12 protein-coding genes are annotated in these 22,209 nt (G+C 72.2%); 3 read left to right on the top strand and 9 right to left on the bottom strand.

Going from position 1 to position 22,209, the window contains the following annotated elements; translation table 11 throughout:
- Positions 1-63: 63 nt before the first annotated feature.
- The 4 genes from ACZ5XS_RS02495 to ACZ5XS_RS02480 form a co-directional block, all read right to left on the bottom strand.
- On the bottom strand, positions 64-1,476 hold the full coding sequence (locus ACZ5XS_RS02495; RefSeq protein WP_468647355.1) for a dipeptidase: 1,413 nt from the start codon (positions 1,474-1,476) through the stop codon (positions 64-66).
- Between the two features lie 10 nt (positions 1,477-1,486).
- Positions 1,487-5,038 (bottom strand): UvrD-helicase domain-containing protein, encoded by a 3,552-nt coding sequence (locus ACZ5XS_RS02490; protein WP_468647354.1) that lies wholly within the window; start codon positions 5,036-5,038, stop codon positions 1,487-1,489.
- Positions 5,039-5,157: 119 nt separating this feature from the next.
- Positions 5,158-8,619: an ATP-dependent helicase gene (locus ACZ5XS_RS02485; protein WP_468647353.1), complete on the bottom strand. Its 3,462-nt coding sequence runs from the start codon at positions 8,617-8,619 to the stop codon at positions 5,158-5,160.
- 340 nt (positions 8,620-8,959) lie between these two features.
- Entirely contained in the window at positions 8,960-9,346 is a 387-nt protein-coding gene (locus ACZ5XS_RS02480; RefSeq protein WP_468647352.1) for an MGMT family protein, read from the bottom strand.
- A 186-nt stretch (positions 9,347-9,532) separates the two neighbouring features.
- On the opposite strand from ACZ5XS_RS02480, the gene ACZ5XS_RS02475 reads away from it, so the two are divergent.
- The 3 genes from ACZ5XS_RS02475 (at position 9,533) to ACZ5XS_RS02465 (ending at position 15,642) form a co-directional block, all read left to right on the top strand.
- On the top strand, positions 9,533-12,298 hold the full coding sequence (locus ACZ5XS_RS02475; protein ID WP_468647351.1) for a lysylphosphatidylglycerol synthase transmembrane domain-containing protein: 2,766 nt from the start codon (positions 9,533-9,535) through the stop codon (positions 12,296-12,298).
- A gap of 88 nt (positions 12,299-12,386) precedes the next feature.
- Entirely contained in the window at positions 12,387-13,931 is a 1,545-nt protein-coding gene (locus tag ACZ5XS_RS02470; RefSeq protein ID WP_468647350.1) for an alpha/beta hydrolase, read from the top strand.
- Between the two features lie 160 nt (positions 13,932-14,091).
- Positions 14,092-15,642: an alpha/beta hydrolase gene (locus ACZ5XS_RS02465; RefSeq protein WP_468647349.1), complete on the top strand. Its 1,551-nt coding sequence runs from the start codon at positions 14,092-14,094 to the stop codon at positions 15,640-15,642.
- Positions 15,643-15,707: 65 nt separating this feature from the next.
- Here the strand turns inward: ACZ5XS_RS02465 and moeZ are convergent, their stop codons facing one another.
- The 5 genes from moeZ to ACZ5XS_RS02440 all read right to left on the bottom strand — a co-directional run bounded on the left by moeZ (position 15,708) and on the right by ACZ5XS_RS02440 (position 22,042).
- Entirely contained in the window at positions 15,708-16,886 is a 1,179-nt protein-coding gene (moeZ, locus tag ACZ5XS_RS02460) for an adenylyltransferase/sulfurtransferase MoeZ (protein WP_468647348.1), read from the bottom strand.
- A 63-nt stretch (positions 16,887-16,949) separates the two neighbouring features.
- Complete coding sequence (locus ACZ5XS_RS02455; protein WP_468647347.1) at positions 16,950-17,699, bottom strand: spherulation-specific family 4 protein; 750 nt, start codon at positions 17,697-17,699, stop codon at positions 16,950-16,952.
- Positions 17,687-18,646, bottom strand: coding sequence for an NAD-dependent epimerase/dehydratase family protein (locus ACZ5XS_RS02450; RefSeq protein ID WP_217239494.1), 960 nt, complete (start codon positions 18,644-18,646; stop codon positions 17,687-17,689). Before ACZ5XS_RS02450 ends, ACZ5XS_RS02455 begins: the two co-directional genes overlap by 13 nt.
- A gap of 313 nt (positions 18,647-18,959) precedes the next feature.
- Entirely contained in the window at positions 18,960-20,342 is a 1,383-nt protein-coding gene (locus tag ACZ5XS_RS02445) for a hypothetical protein (protein WP_468647346.1), read from the bottom strand.
- A complete protein-coding gene (locus tag ACZ5XS_RS02440; RefSeq protein ID WP_468647345.1) occupies positions 20,339-22,042 on the bottom strand; it encodes a DUF3492 domain-containing protein in 1,704 nt (567 codons plus the stop codon). Before ACZ5XS_RS02440 ends, ACZ5XS_RS02445 begins: the two co-directional genes overlap by 4 nt.
- Positions 22,043-22,209 lie beyond the last annotated feature (167 nt).

Genomic DNA, 22,209 nt, shown 5'->3' with positions numbered 1-22,209 from the left:
CGGTACGGGACGGTTGTTCCAGTGTGCCCCGTGTGCCGCGCCGGTCCGGGCGGCGCGGGACCGTCAGGGCGCATGGCGCCAGTGCTCCGCGAGGTCGCTCCACAGATACGCGGCGGTCTCGACGCCCTTGAGGAGGAGGTCCAGCTCGACCTTCTCGTTCGGGGCGTGCCAGCCGTCGGACGGGACGGAGATGCCGAGGAAGAGCACGGGGGCGCCGAGGACTTCCTGGAGGTCGGCGGCCGGTCCCGAACCGCCTTCCCTGGTGAAGCGGACGGGCTTGTCGAAGGCGCGGCCCATGGCGCGGACGACGGACTGCAGGGCCGGGTGGTCCAGAGGCGTGAGGCACGGGCGCGTGGCACCGGTGAAGGTGATCTCCTGCCGGATCCCCGCGGGAACCTGCTCGGCGGCCCACTCGCGGACGGCCTTCTCGATGTGGTCGGGGTCCTGGCCCGCGACCAGTCGGAAGGACAGCTTCACCATGGCGGAGGCGGGGACGATCGTCTTGCTGCCGGGGCCTTGGTAGCCGCCGCCGATGCCGTTGACCTCGGCGGTGGGACGGGCCCAGATGCGCTCCAGGGTCGTGTGCCCGGCCTCGCCGTGGGTGGCGTACGACTTGGCCGTGCGCAGCCACCTCGACTCGTCGAAGGGCAGCTCGGCGAAGAGTGCGCGCTCACGGTCGGTGAGTTCGACAATGCCGTCGTAGAAGCCGGGGACCGTCACGCGCGCGTGCTCGTCGTGCAGGGCGGCGACGAGGCGGGCGGCGGCCGTGGCCGGGTTGGGGACGGCGCCGCCGAAGGAGCCGGAGTGGATGTCCTGGTCGGGGCCGTACAGCCGGATCTCGCACTCGGCGAGGCCGCGCATGCCGGTGCACACGGTGGGGGTGTCCTCGGACCACATGCCGGTGTCGGAGACGATCACCGCGTCGGCGCCGAGCCTTTGCGCGTGCTCCTGGACCAGCGCCCGGAAGTGCGGGGAGCCGGACTCCTCCTCGCCTTCGATCAGCAGCTTGAGGTGCACGGCCGGGGCGGTGCGGCCGGTCGTGGCGAGGTGGGCGCGGACGCCGAGTGTGTGGAAGAACACCTGGCCCTTGTCGTCGGCCGCCCCGCGCGCGTAGAGGCGGTTGTCACGGACGACGGGCTCGAAAGGCTCGCTGTCCCAGCCGTCCTCGCGGGCGGCGGGCTGTACGTCGTGATGGCCGTAGACGAGAACCGTGGGCGCCTCGGGATCGTCGCAGGGCCACTCGGCGAAGACGGCGGGCGCACCCGGGGTCTCCCAGACCTCGGTGACCGGGAAGCCGGTCTGCCGGAGCTTGGCGGCGAGCCAGTCGGCGCTGCGGCGTACATCGGTCGCGTGGCCGGGCTGGGCCGACACGGACGGGATGCGCAACCACTCGGCGAGGTCGTCGAGGAAGGCGGCACGGTGCTGCTCGATGTACGTACGGACGGCGCTGACGGCACTGTCAACGGGCTGGCTCATGGTCACGAGCCTATCCGCCCGCACCGACATCCTCGTCGTGCGGTTCCTCACCTCCCGGCTCCTCGAGGAGCAGCCGCTCCAGCGCGGCCCGGCCCGGCAGGTCGTTTGGTCGAACGACCTCGCCGCTGCGCACGTAGAGGAAGGTCGCCGTGACCGACTCCAGGGGTACGCCCTGCTGCTCGGCCCAGGCAAGCCGGTAGACGGCGAGCTGGAGCGGGTCGGCGGTACGGGTGCGGCTGGTCTTCCAGTCGACGATCTCGTACGTCGCAGCCGGACCGTCGCCTTCCTTGTAGACGGCGTCGATGCGGCCCCGGACCACGCGGCCGGCGATCGCGAGCTGGAAGGGGGTCTCGACGCGGTGGGGCGTTCGCTGGGCGTAGTCGGTGCGCTCGAAGGCTTCCTTGAGGGCTTCCAGGTCGCGTTCGTCGGCGATCTCGGCCTCGCTGCCGGGCAGTTCCTCCGGCTCCAGCATGGGCAGCGTCAGTGCCTCGAAGCGGGACTCGACCCAGGCGTGGAAACGGGTGCCACGGCGTGCTGCGGGCTGGGGCGGGCGAGGCATGGGGCGGGCCAGTTCCTGTGCGAGGCCGTCCGGGTCGGCGGCCAGGCGCATCAGCTGGGAGGCGGTCAGCGACGCGGGCAGGGGGACGTCGGTGACGCTCGCGCGGGCGCGCAGGAGTTCGCCGCTGAGGGCGTCCAGGTCACGGTCCCAGGAGGCGATGGTGCGGGCCTCCTCCAGGGTGAGAGGAGCACGCCCGGGCTGCGTGGGGTGGGGGCGCGCGGGTTCCGTACGGGGGTGCTCGGTGGCGTCCGGTCGCACGGCCTGGTGCGGGACGGTCGGGCGGTCCGGGCTCCAGGAGTCCCAGTCGGCCGAGTCCTCCGCGACGAAGGGGTCGTCCTCGTGGGGGTCCCCTTCATAGGGGTCCCCTTCGTAGAGGTCATCGAGGTCCCCCTCGGAGAGGTCATCCGCGACAACCGTGTCGTCGTCCGGCGGCACGGGCCAGTCCGGGTCGTCGAAGGTGTCAGGGTCATGGGTGGCCGCGGGGTGGCCGTCCTCGTGGGAGGCGAGGTGTTCCAGGTGGGACAGGACCGTCTCGGCGGCCGCTCGGCGCCGGGCCATGGACGTCTCGTCCAGGGGCAGGGGCCACACCTGGTCGGCGGTCTCCCGGTGCAGGGCCGGGTTCTGCTCGTCCTCGGCGGGCTCGTCCGCCCACGCCTCGATCTCGCCGTGTCCGGCCGCGCAGTGGTCGTACAGGGCCTGCAGGAAGTCGGACGGGCCGCGGGGCTTCTTCTGGGTGGGTCCCCACCAGTGGCCGGAGCCGAGGAGGAGGGAGCGGGGTCGGGTGAAGGTGACGTAGCCGAGGCGGAGTTCCTCGGTGTGCTGGTGCTCCTTCATGTCCTCGTGGAAGGCCTTCAGGCCGCGGGAGTCCCAGGAGGTGACGTCGGGGAGGGTGTCGGTGTCGCCACGCAGTCGGTGCGGCAGCACCTTGCCCTGGGCGGTCCACTTCTCGCGGCCCTGGGTGCTGGGGAAGGTGCCGGTGACCAGTCCGGGGACGGCCACCACGTCCCATTCCAGGCCCTTGGACTTGTGCGCGGTGAGCACCTTGACGGTGTTCTCCCCGCCGGGAAGGGCGTTGTCGAGGCCCTTCTCGTACTGGGCGGCGGTGCGCAGGAAGGCGAGGAAGGCGAGCAGGCTGGCCTCGTTGTCGCCGGCGGCGAAGGAGGCGGCGACGTCCAGGAAGTTGGACAGGGTCTCTCGGCGGCGGGCGGCCAGGGCGTGCGGGGACGCGGACAGTTCCACCTCCAGGCCGGTGACGGCAAGGACGCGGTGCAGGACGTCCATCAGCGGGTCGGACAGGGAGCGGCGCAGGTCGCGCAGTTCGGTGGCCAGGCGCGCGAACCGCACGCGTGCGTCCGGTGAGAAGGGCAGCCCGTCGTCGTCCCCGTCACCGTCGAGCGGCGTCTCCAGGAACGTGTCGAGGGCGTCCGCGAGCGATATCACCTCGGACGGGTCGACCCCCTCGACCGCCTCCGCGAGCCTGCGGTCGGGGTCGTCGTCGCCGTCCACGCGCGCGTGGGACACGAGCAGCCGGGCGCGCCGTCCCAAGAGGGCGAGGTCGCGCGGGCCGATACGCCAGCGCGGGCCGGTCAGCAGACGCACCAGAGAGGCGTTGGCGCCGGGGTCCTGAAGGACCTCGCAGACGGCGACCAGGTCGGCGATCTCGGGCAGATGGAGCAGGCCGGAGAGGCCGACGACCTCGACGGGGACGTCCCGGGCGACGAGCGCGCCCTGGATCTCGGCGAAGTCGGTGGCGGTGCGGCACAGGACGGCGATCTCGCCGGGCGCCTTGCCCGTGTTCACCAGGTGCGCGATGGAGTCGGCGAGCCAGTCGATCTCGTCGCCGTGGGTCGGCAGGAGGGCGCAGCGGACCATGCCGTCGCGTTCGGCGCCGGGGGCCGGGCGCAGGGCCTCCACGCCCGCGTGCATGGCGCGCAGGGGCTCGGCGAGGCCGTTGGCGAGGTCGAGGAGGCGGCCGCCGCTGCGGCGGTTCTCGCTGAGCGACTGGCGGGTGGCGAGGCGGCCGTCGGCGTCGGCGAAGTGCTCGGGGAAGTCGTCTAGGTTGGCGACGGAGGCGCCGCGCCAGCCGTAGATCGCCTGGCAGGGGTCGCCGACCGCGGTGACCGGGTGGCCGGTGCCGGCGCCGAACAGGCCCGCCAGGAGGATGCGCTGAGCCACGGAGGTGTCCTGGTACTCGTCCAGGAGCACCACCCGGAACTCGTCGCGCAAGACGCGCCCCACCTCGGGGACCTGGGCGAGCTGGGCGGACAGGGCGATCTGGTCGCCGAAGTCCAGCAGGTCGCGTTCGCGTTTGGCGGCGCGGTAGCGGACGACGAGGTCGGCGAGTTCGCGGCGGGCGGCGGCCGTCTCGGGCACCTTGCGCAAGGCCTCGTTGGTGAGCTTGGCGCCCTGGAGAGCACGCAGCAGATCGGCGTCGTACGCGCGCAGGTCCTCGGGTCGTACGAGGTGTTCGGCGAGCTCGGCATCGAGCGCGAGGAGGTCGCTGACCAGGTCGGCGAAGGAGCGGGTCAGCGCCGGGTAGGGGCCACGGGCCTCGCGCAGCACCCGCGCGGCCAGTTGGAAGCGGGTGGCGTCGGCGAGCAGCCGGGAGGTGGGTTCGAGGCCGATCCGCAGGCCGTGGTCGGTCAGGAGACGGCCCGCGAAGGCGTGGTACGTGGAGATCACCGGCTCGCCCGGGGGGTAGTCCGGGTCGATGACGTCGGGGTCGGTGACGCCGGCCTTGATCAAGGCCTTGCGGACACGTTCGGCGAGTTCACCGGCGGCCTTGTTGGTGAAGGTGAGGCCGAGCACCTGTTCGGGGGCGACCTGGCCGGTGCCGACCAGCCACACCACGCGGGCCGCCATCACCGTCGTCTTGCCCGATCCGGCTCCGGCCACGATCACCTGCGGCGCGGGCGGCGCGGTGATGCAGGCCGTCTGCTCCGGGGTGAAGGGGATACCGAGGAGCTCCTTGAGCTGATCGGGATCGGTGATACGGGCGGGCATGTCGGAGAGGCTAGCGGCGGCCACTGACAGCGGAGACCACATCGCCCTCGGGGCCGGGAGAAGAGCAGGTCAGCACGTGTGGTGCGGTCGATCACACGGAGTGCGGAGGGTCACGTCCGTCACTCGATCACGTGCCGTCCCTCGGGTTGCGCGCTGCACGACGCCCGGAACGCGCAGTGCGTGCAGTGCTGGCCCGCACTCGGCGTGAACCGCTCGTCGAGGACCTTGCCGGCGGCCGTGGCGAGCAGGTCGCCGACCCACTCCCCTTCCAGCGGCTCCTGGGCCTGCACCTTGGGCAGGGTCTCGCCGCCGTCCCGCTTGGGCGCGCCCTGGCGCAACTGGACGAGTTCGGCGCCGCCCGGCTCGGGGCGCACTCCGTCGAAGGCCTCGTCGACAGCGCCCTCGCGGACGGCGAGCTGGTAGACGGCGAGCTGGGGGTGGCGCTCCACCTCGGCCGTGGTGGGCGCCTGTTTGCCGGTCTTGAAGTCGACGACGTAGGCGCGGCCCTCGCCGTCGGTCTCCACTCGGTCCATCTGGCCGCGGATGCGCACCTCGACCTCGCCCGCGTCCAGGGTGACGTCGAAGTCGTGCTCGCTGGCGACCGGCGTACGCCCGGTGCGGTCCATGACGTGCCACTTCAGGAAGCGTTCGAGCGCCACGCGCGCGTTGTCCTTCTCCTGCGCCGACTTCCACGGCGCGTCGAAGGCGAGCGCGTTCCACACCGAGTCCAGGCGCTCCATGAGGACGGCGAGGTCGGCCGGGGTGTGCCCGGAGGCGACCTCGTCGGCGAGGACGTGCACCACGTTGCCGAAGCCCTGGGCGACCGTCGCGGGCGCGTCGGCCTTCACCTCGCGGCCCAGGAACCACTGCAGGGCGCAGGTGTTGGCGAGCTGGTCGAGGGCGCTGCCGGAGAGCACGACGGGCTGGTCCCGGTCGCGGAGCGGCACCTTGCTCTCGGTCGGCTCGAACATGCCCCACCAGCGGTAGGGATGGGCGGAAGGCACCAGCGGGCGGCCGTCCTCGTCGGCGAGTGCGGCCAGCCGGGCGAGGCGCCGGGCGGCGGCCTCCCTGAGGGTGTCCGAGACGCGCGGATCGACGGTGGTGGCGCGGAGTTCGGCGACGAGCGCGGCGACCGACAGGGGGCGGCGGGGGCGGCCCGTGACGTCTCGCGGTTCGACGCCGAGTTCGGTCAGGAAGCGGGAGGGCTGGTCGCCGTCGTCCGCGGGCGCCTTCACCGCGGTGACGACCAGGCGTTCACGCGCGCGTGTGGCCGCCACGTAGAACAGACGGCGCTCCTCGGCGAGCAGCGCTCCCGGAGTGAGCGGTTCGGCGAGGCCGTCGCGGCCGATGCGGTCGGCCTCCAGGAGGGAACCACGGCGGCGCAGGTCCGGCCACAGCCCTTCCTGGACGCCCGCGACGACGACGAGCCGCCACTCCAGCCCCTTGGAACGATGTGCGGTCATCAGGCGGACGGCGTCGGGGCGAACGGCACGCCGGGTGAGCGTGTCGGCGGCGATGTCCTCCGCGTCGATCTCCTCCAGGAAGTTCAGGGTGCCCCGGCCGCCGGTGCGCTCCTCGGCGCGGGCCGCGGTCGCGAACAGCGCGCACACGGCGTCCAGGTCGCGGTCCGCGTTGCGACCGGCCGCGCCGCCGCGCCGGGCGGCCCGCTCCAGGCGCGTGGGCCACGGCGTGCCTTCCCAGAGGTCCCACAGCGCCTCCTCGGCCGTACCGCCGCCCGCGAGACGCTCGCGGGCCTTCCTGAGCAGCGCGCCGAGCCGCTGGGCACCGCGCGCATAGCTGGGATCGTGCACGGCCAGGCGCTCCGGCTCGGCCAGCGCCCGGGCGAGCAGCTCGTCCGAGGGCGGCGGCAGGGGGTTGCCCGCGGCCCGCTCCTCGTCGCGCAGGGCACGGCCGAGGCGGCGCAGGTCGGCGGCGTCCATGCTCGCGAGGGGGGAGGCGAGGAGGGTGAGGGCGGTTTCGGTGTCGAGCCAGCAGGTGTCCGGCTCCCGTACGTCAGAGGGATCCCCCTCTTCCGGGGGTTTCCTGGTCGCCGCTTCTTCGGGCTGCTCGGTGGGCCGCGCTCCTTCAGGCTGCTCATCGGCCTGCACTTCGGCCTGCTCCGCAGCCACCGCTCCTTGGGCCTGCTCCGCAGCCACCGCTGCTTCGGCCTGCTCCATAGCCTCCGCAGCCTCAGCCGCGGCCACCGCCCGCAGCGCCGTCAGCAGCGGTGCCACCGCGGGCTCGTGCCGCAGCGGGAGGTCGTCGCCGTCGATGTCCAGGGGGACGCCGGCCGCGGTGAGCGCGCGCCGGACCGTCGGGATGGTGCGGGATCCTGCGCGCACCAGGACGGCCATCTCGCCCCACGGAACGCCGTCCTCCAAGTGCGCCCTGCGCAGGATGTCGGCGATGTTGTCCAGCTCGGTGCCGGGCGTCGGGTACGTGTACACCTCGACGCGGCCCCCGTCCCGGACCGGGGCGAGCTCGCGGTGGGCGCGCACCTTGTCGGCCGGAAGGCGGGTCAGCGGCATGCGCTGGGTCAGCAGCCGGGTCGCGGCGAGCAGGCCCGCGCCGGAGCGGCGGGAGGTGCGCAGGACCTCCACGGGCGCGGGGTGGCCGTCCGCGCGCGGGAAGGTCCGGGGGAAGTCCAGGATGCCGTTCACGTCCGCGCCGCGGAACGCGTAGATCGACTGGTCGGGGTCGCCGAAGGCGACGAGGGTACGGCCGCCGCCGGCGAGCGCGTGCAGCAGCCGTACCTGCGCCGGGTCGGTGTCCTGGTACTCGTCCACGAAGACGGCGTCGTACTGGGCGGCGAGTCGCCGGGCGACCTCGGGGCGGCGGGCGAGGAGGACCGCGCGGTGGACCAGTTCGGCGTAGTCGAGCACGCCCTGCAGGTCGAGCACGTCGAGGTACTCGGCGAGGAAGGCGGCCGCCGCGCGCCAGTCGGGGCGGCCGATACGTCGGGCGAAGGCGTCCAGGGCGCCGGGGCCGAGGCCCAGTTCGCGGCTGCGGGCGAGGACCGCGCGGACCTCGTCGGCGAAGCCGCGGGTGGTCAGACAGGCACGAAGCTCGTCCGGCCAGCGCACGTGCGCGAGGCCGAGCCGTTCCAGGCCGGGCTGGCCCGCGAGCAGTTCACGGACGGCGACGTCCTGCTCGGGGCCGGACAGCAGCCTGAGGGGTTCCACGAACAGGTCGGTGTCCTGGTGGGCGCGGACCAGGGCGTAGCAGAACGAGTGGAAGGTGGTCGCCATAGGGGCGCGGGCCGCCCCTATGCGCAGCGCCATGCGGTCGCGCAGTTCGACGGCCGCCTTGCGGCTGAACGTCAGCACGAGCACGCGCGCGGGTTCACCGCCCCGGGCGATCCTCGCTGCCACCGACTCGACGAGCGTGGTGGTCTTTCCGGTGCCCGGACCTGCGAGAACGAGCAGCGGGCCGGTCGTGTGGTCAACCACGGCGCGCTGTGCGGCGTCCAGACGAGGGGGATCCACGCGGACCGGCGGGGTACGCACCAGTCGGTAAGCGCCACGGTTTCCCTGTCGCCCCTGCGGGTGCGACAGGCGCTTGGTGGAGGAGAAGGAGCTCACGTGGTTCGCCGGTCCTGGTGGGTGTGCCATCTGTCGCTGCGGGCGCGAAGCGCCGTCGTTCGGGGGTGGTGGTCGGTGACGGGTGGGACGACCTCCGCGCGGGGAGAACGGTGATCGCGGGATGAGAGGGACGCGCGCAGCCGACGCTACGCCCAGGGAAGACGCGGAAGCAGGGCTTCCTCTTCTTCCCTCAGGACACTCACGACACCTGCGTCCCTCGCCCCACGAACGTACGCCATGCCACGGACATGCCCTGTTTCCCCCGGCATGTCACGGACGCGCCCCATTTCGCCCGTACGGACCTCAGGCCGCCCGTGGGGGCGTCCGATGGCGGAAGCTGTCAGGTGTGACCCTCCGCGCGTTCGCCGCCGTCCCACCGCGCCCGTCTCATGTCGAGCCGCGGCAGGTGACCCTCGGCGGTCCTGCTCGCCTCCTTGAGGGGCGTGCCCTCCGCGCGATAGTGGCCGAGCGCCCTCAGTTCGTGGGCCGGGAGCAGGACACCGTCCGCGCGGACGACCCTCCACCACGGAACGGCTCCTCCGTAGAGGGCCATGACGCGTCCTACCTGCCGGGGCCCGCCCTCCTCCAGCCACTCCGCCACGTCCCCGTACGTCATGACGCGACCGGGCGGAATGCGTTCGGCCACGTCGAGGACCCGCTCGGCGTACTCCGGCAGCGCGTCCGCATGCTCCGCGCGGGCGTCGTCCGGAAGGCTCTCCTCACTCATCCGATCCATCCTGCCCCACCCCACCGACAATGCGACGCGCTCGCGACGGCGGGCGTCCCTCGCCCTGAGACAGCGCTTCCGGCAGACTGTGCGCCCCCGCATGTGCACCCTGGCGCCGCTGTGTGTCGGTGGGGCATGCCACCATCGTGCGGGCGGTGACAGGTGATACGAGACCAAGAAGAGACGATGAAAGAGCAGGGTGTGCATCCCGAGGACGCGGAAAGCACCCCTGCCGCATCGTCGCGCCCGGGCACCGCCGACCAGAACGGGACGACAGACGAGAAGGGCGAGGTGAGCGCCGACAAGGAGGCACCCGCGACCCGGTCCGGACCTGACGCCGACGACCCCGACGAGGTGCACGCCGACGAGGTCGAAGGTGACGAACCGCTGCTCCCCGCGCGCGTGCACCGGCCTTCCGACCTCATGCGGCTCATGGTCGGCGTGCTGGCCGTGGTCGTTCTGATCGGGATCGCCGCGTTCGCCCACGGCACCACCTCGGGTCTCGAACAGGACATCAACAAGGGCACCGGTCAGGCACCGGACCTGCTGATCAAGATCGCGGGGCTGGCCTCCAGCATCGCGATCCTCCTGGTGCCGGTCGCGTTCGCGATCGAGCGGCTGATCAAACGCGACGGGCTGCGCATCGCCGACGGCGTCCTCGCGGCCGTCCTCGCGCACGGGGTGACCCTCGCCACCGATCTGTGGGTCGCCAAGGCCGCCCCCGACTCCATCCAGGACGCGCTCACCCAGCCCTCCCCCGGCGACATCCACGCCCTCACCGATCCCGTACACGGCTATCTGGCGCCCGTCATCGCCTATATGACGGCCGTCGGCATGTCGCGCCGACCGCGCTGGCGGGCCGTGCTGTGGATCGTGCTGATGCTCGACGCGTTCTCGATGCTCGTCACCGGCTACACGACACCCTTCTCGATCATCCTGACGGTGCTCATCGGCTGGACCGTCGCCTACGGCACGCTCTACGCGGTCGGCTCGCCCAACGTCCGCCCCACCGGACGGACACTGATGGCGGGCCTCAGGCACGTCGGCTTCCACCCGGTGAGCGCGTCCCGCGAGGAGGTGCCGGACACTCCGGAGACCGGAGACCGCGGCCGGCGCTACTTCGTCGCCCTGGAGGACGGTCCACCGCTGGACGTCACGGTGGTCGACCGGGAGCAACAGGCCCAGGGCTTCTTCTACCGCGCCTGGCGCAACCTCACGCTGCGCGGCTTCGCCACCCGCAGCAGCCTCCAGTCACTGCGGCAGGCTCTGGAGCAGGAGGCACTGCTCGCGTACGCCGCCATCGCGGCCGGCGCCAACGCGCCCAAGCTGATCGCGACCTCCGAACTGGGTCCCGACGCGGTGATGCTCGTCTACGAGCACACCGGCGGGCGCACCCTGGACTCCCTCTCCGACGAGGAGATCACCGACGAGTTGCTGCGCGACACCTGGCACCAGGTGCGGGCGCTGCAGTCCCGGCGCATCGCGCATCGCAGGCTCGTGGGCGACGCGATTCTGGTGGATCGTTCCGGCACGGTGATCCTCACGGACCTGCGCGTCGGCGAGATCGCGGCCGGCGACCTGCTCCTGCGCATGGACATCTCCCAGCTGCTGGTCACGCTCGGCCTCAGGGTGGGCGCCGAGCGTGCCGTGACCGCGGCGGTCGGTGTGCTCGGCCCCGATGCCGTGGCCGACTGTCTGCCGATGCTGCAGCCCATCGCCCTGAGCCGGTCCACGCGCGCGACGCTGCGCAGACTCGCCCGGGAGCGGGCCGAGCGCGAGCGGGAGGCGGTCCTGGAGGCGTCCCGGCAGGACAAGCAGGCCCGCCTGGAGGAGGCGCCGCACGAGGCCGGGCCCGTACTCGAAAAGCTTGCCAAGAAGGCGGTGAAGGCGGAGGCCAGGGCCGAGAAGCGGGCCATCGACGATGCCCTCGACGAAGCGCGCGAGGAGGACCTGCTCACGCAGATCCGCCACGAGGTGCTGCTGATCCGGCCCCAGGCCCCGGTGGAGCCGGCCCGCCTGGAGCGGGTGCGGCCGCGCACACTGCTGAGCGTCATCGCCGGCGCGATCGGTGCCTACTTCCTGCTGACGCAGCTCACGCACATCGAGTTCGGCCCGCTCATCGAGAACGCCGAGTGGGGTTGGGTCGCCGCCGCCGTGGCCTTCTCCGCGCTGAGCTACGTGGCGGCGGCGATGGCCCTGCTGGGCTTCGTGCCCGAGCGGGTGCCGTTCGTGCGGACCGTGGCGGCCCAGGTCGCCGGATCGTTCGTGAAGATCGTCGCTCCGGCCGCCGTGGGCGGCGTCGCCCTCAACACGCGCTTCCTGCAACGCGCCGGTGTACGCCCCGGACTCGCGGTGGCGAGCGTCGGAGCGTCGCAGCTGTTCGGGCTCGGCTGCCACATCCTGATGCTGCTGTCCTTCGGCTATCTGACCGGTACCGAGAAGACGCCGTCGCTGTCGCCGTCCCGGACGGTCATCGCGGGTCTGCTGACGGTGGCGGTGCTCGTGCTCGTGGTGACCTCGGTGCCGTTCCTGCGGAAGTTCGTCGTCACGCGCGTGCGGTCGCTGTTCGCGGGCGTGGTGCCGCGCATGCTCGACGTGCTTCAGCGGCCCCAGAAGCTGGTGACCGGCATCGGCGGGATGCTGCTCCTGACGGCCTGCTTCGTGATGTGCCTGGACGCGTCGATCCGGGCGTTCGGCACCGAGGGGACCTCGATCAGCATCGCCAGCGTCGCCGTCGTCTTCCTCGCCGGCAACGCGCTGGGCTCCGCGGCCCCCACGCCCGGCGGTGTGGGCGCGGTGGAGGCGACCCTGACGGTCGGTCTGATCGCCGTCGGCCTTCCCAAGGAGGTCGCCGCCCCGGCGGTGCTGCTGTTCCGCCTGCTGACACTGTGGCTGCCGGTGCTGCCGGGCTGGCTCGTCTTCAACCACCTCACGCGCAAGGGCGCGCTGTAGTCCACCCTCCGGTACGGCGGTCTCGACGGCGTACCTCGTACGGCCCGCGTCCCGCGCGCCCCCTCCGGCGCGCCCGCAGGATGGGATCATGCCGAACCCTTGCCGGCTGCGCGCCGCTGCCCTGACCGCCGCAGCTCTTGTGCTGTCCACCGTGCTGGCGGGCTGCGGCAACGACTCCCAGGACGAGGACGTGTCGGCCCAGAAGCTGAAGTGGAAGGACTGTCCGGCACCGTCCGCGGCGGAGGGCGGCGGTGACGCTCCGTCACCTCTTGCGGACGGCGACAGGTGGCAGTGCGCCACCATGAAGGCACCCCTGGACTGGGACAAGCCCAAGGGCGACACGATCAAGCTGGCGCTCATCCGGGCGAAGGCGAGTGGCGCCGAGAGCGCGCGCATCGGCTCGCTGGTCTTCAACTTCGGCGGCCCGGGCGGCTCCGGCGTCACCACGCTGCCCGCCCTCGGCGAGGAGTACGCGAAACTGCGCACCCGCTACGACCTGGTCAGCTTCGATCCGCGCGGGGTCGGCCGCAGCGCCCCCGTGGAGTGCGAGACCGACCTCCAGCTCGACGTCCTCTTCCAGCAGGACGCGACCCCCGACGACACGGCCGAGCGCGCCACGTTCCTGGACAACACCAGGGAGTTCAACGAGGCCTGCGAGACGAACTCCGAGAAGGTGCTGCCGCATGTCCGCACCACCGACGCCGCTCGCGACCTGGACCTGATGCGTCACATCCTCGGCGACCGCAAGCTGCACTACTTCGGCATCTCGTACGGCACCGAACTCGGCGGTGTGTACGCCCACCTGTTCCCGAAGAACGTCGGCCGTGCGGTCTTCGACGCGGTCGTGGACCCGACGCAGACCGCCGAACAGGGCTCGCTCGGGCAGGCCAGGGGATTCCAGCTCGCCCTCGACAACTACGCCGAGGACTGCACCTCACAGGCCGAGGACTGCCCGGTCGGCGACACCGCTCAGGACGTCAAGGGCCGCATCGCCAAGCTGCTCAAGGACCTCGACAGCAAGCCGATTCCCGGCATCTTCCCGCGCGAGCTGACCCAGACCGCCGCGACCGGCGGCATCGCGCAGGCACTGTACTCGCGGGAATTCTGGGAGTACCTCACGGAAGGCCTTGAGCAGGCGTACGACGGGAACGGGCAGATCCTGATGGCACTGTCCGACTCGATGAACGGCCGCAACCAGGACGGCGAGTACAGCAACATCACCGCCGCCAACACCGCCATCAACTGCGCCGACGACAAGGCGCGGTACACCGCCGACCACGTGGAGCGGAAGCTGCCCGAGTTCCGGGCCGCCTCCGCCCTGTTCGGCGACTTCCTGGCCTGGGGCATGGTCGGCTGCACCGACTGGGCCGTGCCGGGCGCCGCCGACCATCCCGACGTGAGCGCGCCCGGCTCCGCGCCGATCCTCGTCGTGGGCAACACCGGCGACCCGGCAACACCGTACGAAGGCGCGAAGAAGATGGCGGACGCGCTCGGCGCGGGAGTCGGAGTCGAGCTGACGTACAAGGGCCAGGGGCACGGGGCGTACGACAGCAGGAACAAGTGCGTGCGGGACGCCGTGGACGGCTATCTGCTGGACGGGAAGGTTCCCGCGGCCGGAACCGTCTGCTCCTGACCTGCTCCTGACCTGCTCCTGACACCGCACCCGAATCCCGGGCGAACTCGCAGGTCAGAACGTTATCCACAGGCCGCAGCGACCGTGCTGCGATCCGCCTACTATGGCCGAACAGCCATCCGCAGCACGGGGCGGTGGGCCTGCGAGGGGGGAACCTGCAATGACGCGTTTCGTACGGTGGGCGGCGGTGGGGACCGCCGCCGCACTCCTGGTGACGGGCTGCAGCGGCGGCTCGTCCGGTGACGACAAGAGCGGTGGGAAGACCGGGCGGGCGCAGCCGTCGGCGCAGTCGTCCGGGACGGCCGGCGCCGGTCCGACCTCGGCACTGACCTCCCAGAAGCTCGACTGGGGGCGCTGCAAGGCCACCGCGGACTCCTCCGCGCCGGGCAGCGACTGGCAGTGCGCGACGCTCAAGGCGCCGCTGGACTGGTCGAAGCCGGACGGCGAGACGATCCGCCTCGCACTCATCCGCACCAAGGCCCGGGGCGACGACCGCATCGGCTCGCTCCTGTTCAACTTCGGCGGCCCCGGCGGCTCCGGTGTGTCCACGATGCCGGCGTATGCCGCCACCGTCTCCTCGCTTCGCGAGCGGTACGACCTGGTCAGCTGGGACCCGCGCGGGGTCGGCGCCAGCGGGGGCGTCCGCTGCCGCGACGACAAGGAGATCCAGGCCGCCGAGTCGGTGGACATCTCACCGGACACCACCGCCGAGGAACGTGCCTACTTCCAGGACGCCGCCGACTTCGGCAAGGGCTGCGCGAAGGACGCCGGAAAGATGTTGGCGCACGTCTCCACCACCGACACCGCCCGCGACATGGACCTGATGCGCCAGGTCCTGGGCGACAAGAAGACGCACTACTTCGGCATCTCGTACGGCACCGAACTCGGCGGTGTGTACGCCCACCTGTTCCCGAAGAACGTGGGCCGACTGGTCCTGGACGCGGTCGTCGACCCGAGCGCGGACACCGTGGGCCACGCGCAGAACCAGGCCCGGGGCTTCCAGCGCGCGCTGGACGGCTACCTGAAGTCCACCGGCCAGGACCCGAAGCAGGGCAGCCAGAAGATCGCGAACCTGCTCAAGGAGATCGACGCGAAACCGCTGTCGACATCGTCCGGGCGGAAGCTGACGCAGACGCTCGCCGTCACCGGCATCATCCTGCCGCTGTACAGCCAGGACAGCTGGCCGACGCTGACCAGCGCCCTGGAGGCGGCGGAGCAGGGAGACGGATCGGAGCTCCTGGCGCTCGCCGACGGCTACAACGAGCGCGACCCCTCGGGCCGCTACGGCACCACGACCCATTCGCAACGGGTCATATCGTGCTTGGACGACAAGCAGCGGCCGACAGCCGCGGAGACCAAGAAGCTGCTGCCGCAGTTCGAGAAGATCTCGCCGGTCTTCGGAACGTTCCTGGGCTGGGACACGGCCGGCTGGTGCCACGACTGGCCGGTCGCCGGCCAGCACGAGACGCCGGAGGTGAGCGCACCCGGTGCGGCGCCGATCCTGGTGGTCGGCAACACCGGCGACCCGGCCACCCCGTACGAGGGCGCCCGCAAGATGGCGGACGAGCTGGGCAAGGACGTCGGTGTGGTGCTCACCTGGAAGGGCGAGGGGCACGGTGCGTACGGGAGCGGGAGCGACTGTGTGGACTCCGCGGTGAACGCGTACTTGCTGGCCGGGACGGTGCCGAGGGACGGCAGGATCTGCTCATGACGACGGCGGGGGCCCCGGGCACCGTCGGTGCGCGAGGCCCCCGCCGTTCAGGCCGGGATACCGGGTCAGTAGATCGGCTTGCTCGGCTCGATCTGGTTGACCCAGCCGATCACGCCGCCGCCGACGTGCACGGCGTCGGAGAAGCCCGCCGACTTCAGGACCGCGAGGACTTCCGCACTGCGGACACCCGTCTTGCAGTGCAGGACGATCTTCTTGTCCTGCGGGAGGGTCTCCAGGGCGGTGCCCATGAGGAACTCGTTCTTCGGGATCAGCTTGGCGCCCGGGATCGAGACGATCTCGTACTCGTTGATCTCACGGACGTCGATGATCTCGATGTTCTCGCCGTCGTCGATCCACTCCTTGAGCTGCTTCGGAGTGATCGTCGAGCCGGCGGCCGCCTCCTGGGCCTCCTCGGAGACGACGCCGCAGAAGGCCTCGTAGTCGATGAGCTCGGTGACGGTCGGGTTCTCGCCGCAGACCGCGCAGTTCGGGTCCTTGCGGACCTTGACCTGGCGGTACTGCATCTCCAGGGCGTCGTAGATCATCAGGCGGCCGAGGAGCGGCTCGCCGATGCCCGCGAGGAGCTTGATGGCCTCGTTGACCTGGATGGAGCCGATGGACGCGCACAGCACGCCCAGGACGCCGCCCTCGGCGCAGGAGGGGACCATGCCCGGCGGCGGGGGCTCCGGGTAGAGGCAGCGGTAGCAGGGACCGTGCTCGGACCAGAAGACGGAGGCCTGGCCGTCGAAGCGGTAGATCGAACCCCACACGTACGGCTTGTTGAGCAGCACGCACGCGTCGTTGACCAGGTAGCGGGTCGCGAAGTTGTCCGTGCCGTCGACGATCAGGTCGTACTGGCTGAAGATGTCCATCACGTTGTCGGCCTCGAGCCGCTCCTCGTGAAGGACCACGTTCACGTACGGGTTAATGCCGAGGACGGAGTCGCGCGCGGACGCTGCCTTGGAGCGGCCGATGTCGGCCTGGCTGTGGATGATCTGGCGCTGCAGATTCGACTCGTCGACCTCGTCGAACTCCACGATGCCGAGCGTGCCCACGCCCGCGGCGGCCAGGTACATCAGCGCCGGCGAGCCCAGGCCGCCGGCGCCCACACAGAGCACCTTGGCGTTCTTCAGCCGCTTCTGCCCGTCCATCCCGACGTCGGGGATGATCAGGTGGCGGGAGTACCTGCGGACCTCGTCTACGGTGAGCTCGGCAGCGGGCTCGACCAGGGGTGGCAGCGACACGGGGACTCCGTTGGTCGGTCAATCATTACGGTTGCTCTCCCCGTAACAGTGCCATGTCCTTTTTCATTCCGAGACACCCGTTCCGATCCGCGAGACGAATTCGTCCCAGTAGCCGGGCATGGCCTCCCAGGGGTCGGTGCGGCCGCCGCGGTCCGTGCGGTCGGTGAAGTAGATCGTCGACGCGCCCTGCCAGCGGGCGATGCGCAACGCCTCCTCAAGGTGGGGGCGCGGCACTCCGTGGACCAAGTGGCAGAAGCGCTCGGGCGGGTGGTCGGCGGTCCACTCCGCCACCTGCGACCAGCGGTAGTCGCTCCAGGGGCCGGCGAACGTGACGAGTTGGTCCGCGCTCTCGGCGAAACCGGGATACGGGTGGATGCCGTGGCCGAGGACGATATGGGCGTCGTCACGCAGCGCGCGGAGCGTCGAGACCGTGCGGCGGATCTCGGGGAGCGCGGCGCGGTCGGTCGGGCAGCGGTCCAGGAGGAAGCCGTCCGCCTGGTACCAGTCGAGGTAGCGGTGCGCCTCGGAGATCACCTCGCCGAAGGCGCGGGCGCCGTACGTGGTGTCGAGGCTGCCGAGGACACGGATACCCGCGTTGCGCAGCCGGCCGGCCGCCTCCAGGCAGTGCGGGTCGGGACGGCTGCCGGGGCCGTCCGAGACGTTGAGCACGACCCAGTGCAGGGGGGTGCCGGGGCGGGTGAGTTCGGCCCACTCGGCCGCGGCGACGAGGGGGTGGGCGAAACCGGGGATGCCTACGCCGGTACGGAGGCCGGTGCTCGCCGTGCCCGGTTTGGCGCGGGTCAGATGCGGCATGCCGCCTCCATCCAGATGTCGGCGAGGGACTCCTCGAGTCCGATCCGGGGACGCCAGCCGAGCCGGTCGCGTGCGGTGCGCACATCGGCCTGCTGCCAGCTGCCGCAGCCGTCGGGGTACGGGTACGCGACCGGGGCCGCGTGGTCCGACTCCATGCGGGGGTGGCCGATGGTCGCCCGCAACGGGCCGGGCGGCCCGTCGAGTTCGTGGAGGGCGCCGCCGTACCCGGCCACGCGGGCGAGGACCGCGGCGGCGTCGCGCAGACGGACGGCGCGGCCCGAGCCGATGTTGATGACGCCCTGCGCGGCGGAGAGCGAGGCCGCGTGTACGGCACGGGCCACGTCTCGGACGTCGACGAAATCGCGCTGGGCGCCGAGGCCGCCGAGTTTGAGCTCGCCGTCGCCGGACTGCATGGCCCGGCGCATTGCCTCGGCGAGGCGGCCGAGCGGGGAGCCGGCGGGGGTGCCGGGGCCTGCCGGTGAGAAGACGCGCAAAACCACCGCGTCCAGGCCGGAGCCGAGGACGAGTTCGGTGGCGGCGAGTTTGCTGACGCCGTACGGGCCTCCGGGGCGGGGGACGGCGTCCTCCGCGGTGGAGGAGCCGGGCTGGCTGGGGCCGTACTCGGCGCCGCAGCCGATCTGCACGAGCCGGGCGCCGCAGCCGCTGCGGCGCAGGGCCTCGCAGACGGTGGCCACGGCGACGGTGTTGTGGCGGGTGAGTTCGCGGGCGCCGCCCCGGGTGGCGCCGGCGCAGTTGACGACGACGCCGGGGTGGACCGCGTCGAGGAAGCGGGTGAGCGCGCCGGGGCTGCCGGACGCGAGGTCGAAACGGACGTCGGCGTCGTCGCCGCGACCGAGGGCGGTGAGCTGGACGGCCGGGTCCGCGAGCAGGCGGTCGGCGACGAAGCGGCCGAGGTAGCCGTTGGCTCCGATCAGCAGAACTCTCATCGGGCGGCTCCCGGGGCCGAGGCGTCGGGTCGGGAGGTGATCATTTGGTGGTCTCCTTCTTGGAGGTCATGCGGGGTGCCTCCCGCGGCAGGGCGGAATGCCTGCGGCGGCCTGTGCGAGTAGTGGGTGCGCGCCTACGGCGGGTGCGTGGGGCGGGGCCGCGTCGGGGGGTGTCCGGCCTCGGTCTGGCGCGGAATCGGTCTCGTACCGGGGCGAACGTGTGGACACGCCATCCGCCGCGGGCCGACGCCCTCCGGCACGTCCCCTTGCCGTCGTACGCGGGTGCCGCGCCGCCGGGGCGGGGCCGGCCGCGTCACCACTGCTTCTCCGCCGGGGCGTGGGCCGAGGCCCTGGTGAGGGTGCGGGCTGCGTGGAACAGGAGGATCAGCGCCCCGGTGCCGCAGGTGAGCGTTTGGACGCTGCCCGGGCCCCAGGTGTCGGTGAGGGTCTGGACCGGGACCGACAGGAGGTCGCAACCGGGGAGGCGGGCTGCGAAGACCGTGGCCAGGGCTGCTGCCTGGGCGGTGGCGGTGGCGGCGAGGATGACCGCGGGGGCGTGGGTGAAGCGGTGGATGGCGAGGAGGCGGGACAGGAGGAGCAGAGCGCCCAGGGCGGTGGTCTGGGCGTAGGCGGGGGGCTCGTCCAGAGCTGTGGTGGTCACGGTGAGGAGGGCGGTGAGGGCGCACAGGAACAGGGCGAACGTGCCGAGCAGGAGGGGGCGTACGGAGGCGGCGAAGTCCTCGAGGCCGCGGCTGGCCGTCAGTTTGCGGCGGGCTCGTGCGGTGAGGAGGTGAGTGCTCCAGGCCGCCGGAGCGCAGGCCCAGGCGAGGGCGAGGAGAGGGGCCGCGGTGAGGGGCCAGGGGGCGTCCGGGGTGCCGTCGGGCAGTCCGTCGGGGCCTCCGCGCAGGGCGGCTTGGAGCAGGCCGTCACCGAGGAGGGCGTACGCGACGAGCCAGTACGTCCAGGTGCTGGTGCCGCTCGCGGGTGCGCCGGGGCTGGGGGGTCTGTGGCTCAGTGGTCCTCGGGTGAGGGCCGCGCGCAGGGCCAGAGCCACGGCGAGGACGCCTGCGGCGGCGACCGTGGGGCGGGTCCGTCCCTGGGTGAGGTACAGGCCGATCACGGTCGCCGTGCACAGCGCGCCGGGGAGGAGGGTGAGCAGGGCCCAGTCCGCTCGTGGGCGGGGGGCAGCCTCAGGGGCGGGGCGTTTCGGGGACTCTCCGTCGCGGGGGATCCGGGCGTACATCTCCTCGGCCAGCGAGAAGACGTCGCGGTGGCGGAAACGGGCCGCGGTGCGGTCCGTCACACCGTGAGCCTCCAGACCCGCCGCGATCTCCAGAGGGTCCACGGCCCGCTCGCACAGGTCCCGGTGACGGTGCATCAGGGCCTTCACCGGATCCGCGGCGGTGCGGCGGGGCGTGACGGGGCTGCGCGCTCCGCTCGTTCCGGTGCCGCGTGAGCCTCGGTCGACGGCTGCGTGGGGCTCAGGATCGTGGTCGGCCGCGGGAACAGGGGCGTGGTCGTGGTCGGACGCGGCTACGTGGTCGTGGTCGGACGCCGATACGGAGTCGTGGCCCACGGCCGGTTCCTGCGAGTCCGGTACGTCCGGCTCCGTGACCAGCCATTCCTCCGACCGGGGGTCCCAGGTTCCGGGACTGTCAGGGGTGCCGGGGCGGTCCAGTTCGCCCAGTTCGCTCATGACGCTCCCTCCGTGACGGCGGTCGGCGCGGTGGCACGTACGGGCGGTCCGGCGGCCCAGCCGGGGCCGCCGCCGGTCACGACGCGCACGCCTCGCTCGGTCCAGCGGCCGGGCACGTGGGCCTCGGCGGGGGTGGCGAACGGCAGGGGTCTGCCGGTCTCGTCGAGAAGAACGCGGCGGACCGGGGTCTGCGAGACGATGTCCAGGTAGATGCCGTGGAAAGCGGTGATGTTCTGCTCGACGGTGAACAGTTCGAGCGCGCGGGCGCGGGCGGCGGCGCCCAGGCGCTCGCGGCGCTCGGTGTCGCGCAACAGCGCCACGCACGCCTCGGCGAGTGCCCGCGGATTGCGCGGGGGGACCACGAGACCGGTGCCGCCGATGACCTCCACGACGGCGCCGACGTCCGTGGACACCGTCGCGCGACCGCAGAACATGGCCTCGACCAGGCTGAGCGGGAAGCCTTCGACGACGCTGGACAGGACGGTCACCGCGCCCGCGGCGTACGCGTCGGCCAGGGCCAGCAGCTCCGGGCCGCCGATCTCCTCGAAGGACACCGGGTTGTCGCCGACGGCGTGCGGGCCGTCGGCCTCGTCGGGGAAGAGCTGCGCGGCCAGCGCCCGGCAGTGGCCGAGGTAGGCCGTGCCCTCGGAACCCACGGGCGCGCCGACGATCCGCAGTCGTGCCTTGGGCTCCTCCTTGCGGATCTCCGCGAAGGCGTGCAGCAGGGAGACCAGGTCCTTGGCCGGTTCCACGCGGCCGACCCAGACCAGGGTGTGCGGGTCCGCGCAGGCGGACGACTCGCCGACATCCGTGAAGCGGGAGGCGTCCATGCCCGGGTAGACCGTGCGGAGCCTGGCGCGGTCGGCGCCACAGCGTGCCTGCCAGCGGCGCGCGTGCGCGTTGCCGGACGTGACGATCGCGGCCCGGCCGTAGGTCTCGGTGGCGAGCCTGCCGTGGAAGGCGGTGAGCAGGGCGCGTACCGGAGGCGAGGACTCCGTGGCGGTCAGGTAGTGGGTGCGCAGCCGCACTCCGTACTCGGTGACCAGCAGGGGGACGCCGCAGAAGTGCTGCGCGAGCAGTCCGGGCAGGGCCGCCGCGCCTCCGGACGTCGCATGGCACAGGTCGACGGAGCCGAGGTCGTCGTCCTCGTACCAGTCGAGCGAGAGGGGGCGCAGAGCGCGTTCCAGGTGCGCGGCGACGGTGAGCAGATCCGGTACGCGAGCCTCGCGCGCCGTGCGTAGCGCGCCGGGCGCACGACAGGCGCGCTCCAGGGCGCCCACGGCGGCCTCGGAGCGGAGCGCCCGCACCAGTCCGCCCTCGTCGCGGGCGAGTTCGGCGAGCCCGTACAGGGCACTGGCGAAACGGTCCGCCTCAGTGGCCGAAGGCCCTTCGGGCGCCTCTGCGGCACCTCCCTCGCACAGAGCGGCCACCAACTCGCCGTAACACTCGGCGAACCGCCGGCGCGCGCGCCGTCCGTACCCGGCCCCGTCGTCCTCGGCCGTCCACAGTGATGCCGTGCGCACCCTGTTGACCTGCGGCGGCAACGGAACCCAGCCCTCGTCCTCCTGGCGCTCGCTGCGACTGAGCGCGTAGATGTGAAACTCGTGCTGCTCGAGCCCGCGCACGAGCCGGTCGCACCAGAGCCTGGCGTCACCGCTCACATACGGATAGCCACCCTCCGTAAGCAGTCCGATGCGCACCAGCGCACCCCCGATCTCCCGTATGGGGAGCCGCCGTTGACCCGGCGGCTCGCAGCGGGACGAACGTATGCGGACAAGGCGGTGGCGCGACGGACGGTTGTCCATCACGCCACCAAAAGGGGTGAACGGTCGTAACTTTCCCGTGCGGGTGGCGTTCCGTCGCGCTA

It is taken from the genome of Streptomyces sp. NPDC033131 (assembly GCF_055578365.1).
This window is presented reverse-complemented; position numbering and strand designations above follow the sequence as displayed.

Excerpts from the sequence above, each read along its gene's own strand:
- ACZ5XS_RS02495 (WP_468647355.1), bottom strand. The coding sequence starts at position 1,476 with ATGAGCCAGCCCGTTGACAGTGCCGTCAGCGCCGTCCGTACGTACATC.
- ACZ5XS_RS02490 (WP_468647354.1), bottom strand. The coding sequence starts at position 5,038 with ATGCCCGCCCGTATCACCGATCCCGATCAGCTCAAGGAGCTCCTCGGT.
- ACZ5XS_RS02480 (WP_468647352.1), bottom strand. The coding sequence starts at position 9,346 with ATGAGTGAGGAGAGCCTTCCGGACGACGCCCGCGCGGAGCATGCGGAC.
- ACZ5XS_RS02475 (WP_468647351.1), top strand. The coding sequence starts at position 9,533 with ATGAAAGAGCAGGGTGTGCATCCCGAGGACGCGGAAAGCACCCCTGCC.
- ACZ5XS_RS02470 (WP_468647350.1), top strand. The coding sequence starts at position 12,387 with ATGCCGAACCCTTGCCGGCTGCGCGCCGCTGCCCTGACCGCCGCAGCT.
- ACZ5XS_RS02465 (WP_468647349.1), top strand. The coding sequence starts at position 14,092 with ATGACGCGTTTCGTACGGTGGGCGGCGGTGGGGACCGCCGCCGCACTC.
- ACZ5XS_RS02455 (WP_468647347.1), bottom strand. The coding sequence starts at position 17,699 with ATGCCGCATCTGACCCGCGCCAAACCGGGCACGGCGAGCACCGGCCTC.
- ACZ5XS_RS02450 (WP_217239494.1), bottom strand. The coding sequence starts at position 18,646 with ATGAGAGTTCTGCTGATCGGAGCCAACGGCTACCTCGGCCGCTTCGTC.
- ACZ5XS_RS02445 (WP_468647346.1), bottom strand. The coding sequence starts at position 20,342 with ATGAGCGAACTGGGCGAACTGGACCGCCCCGGCACCCCTGACAGTCCC.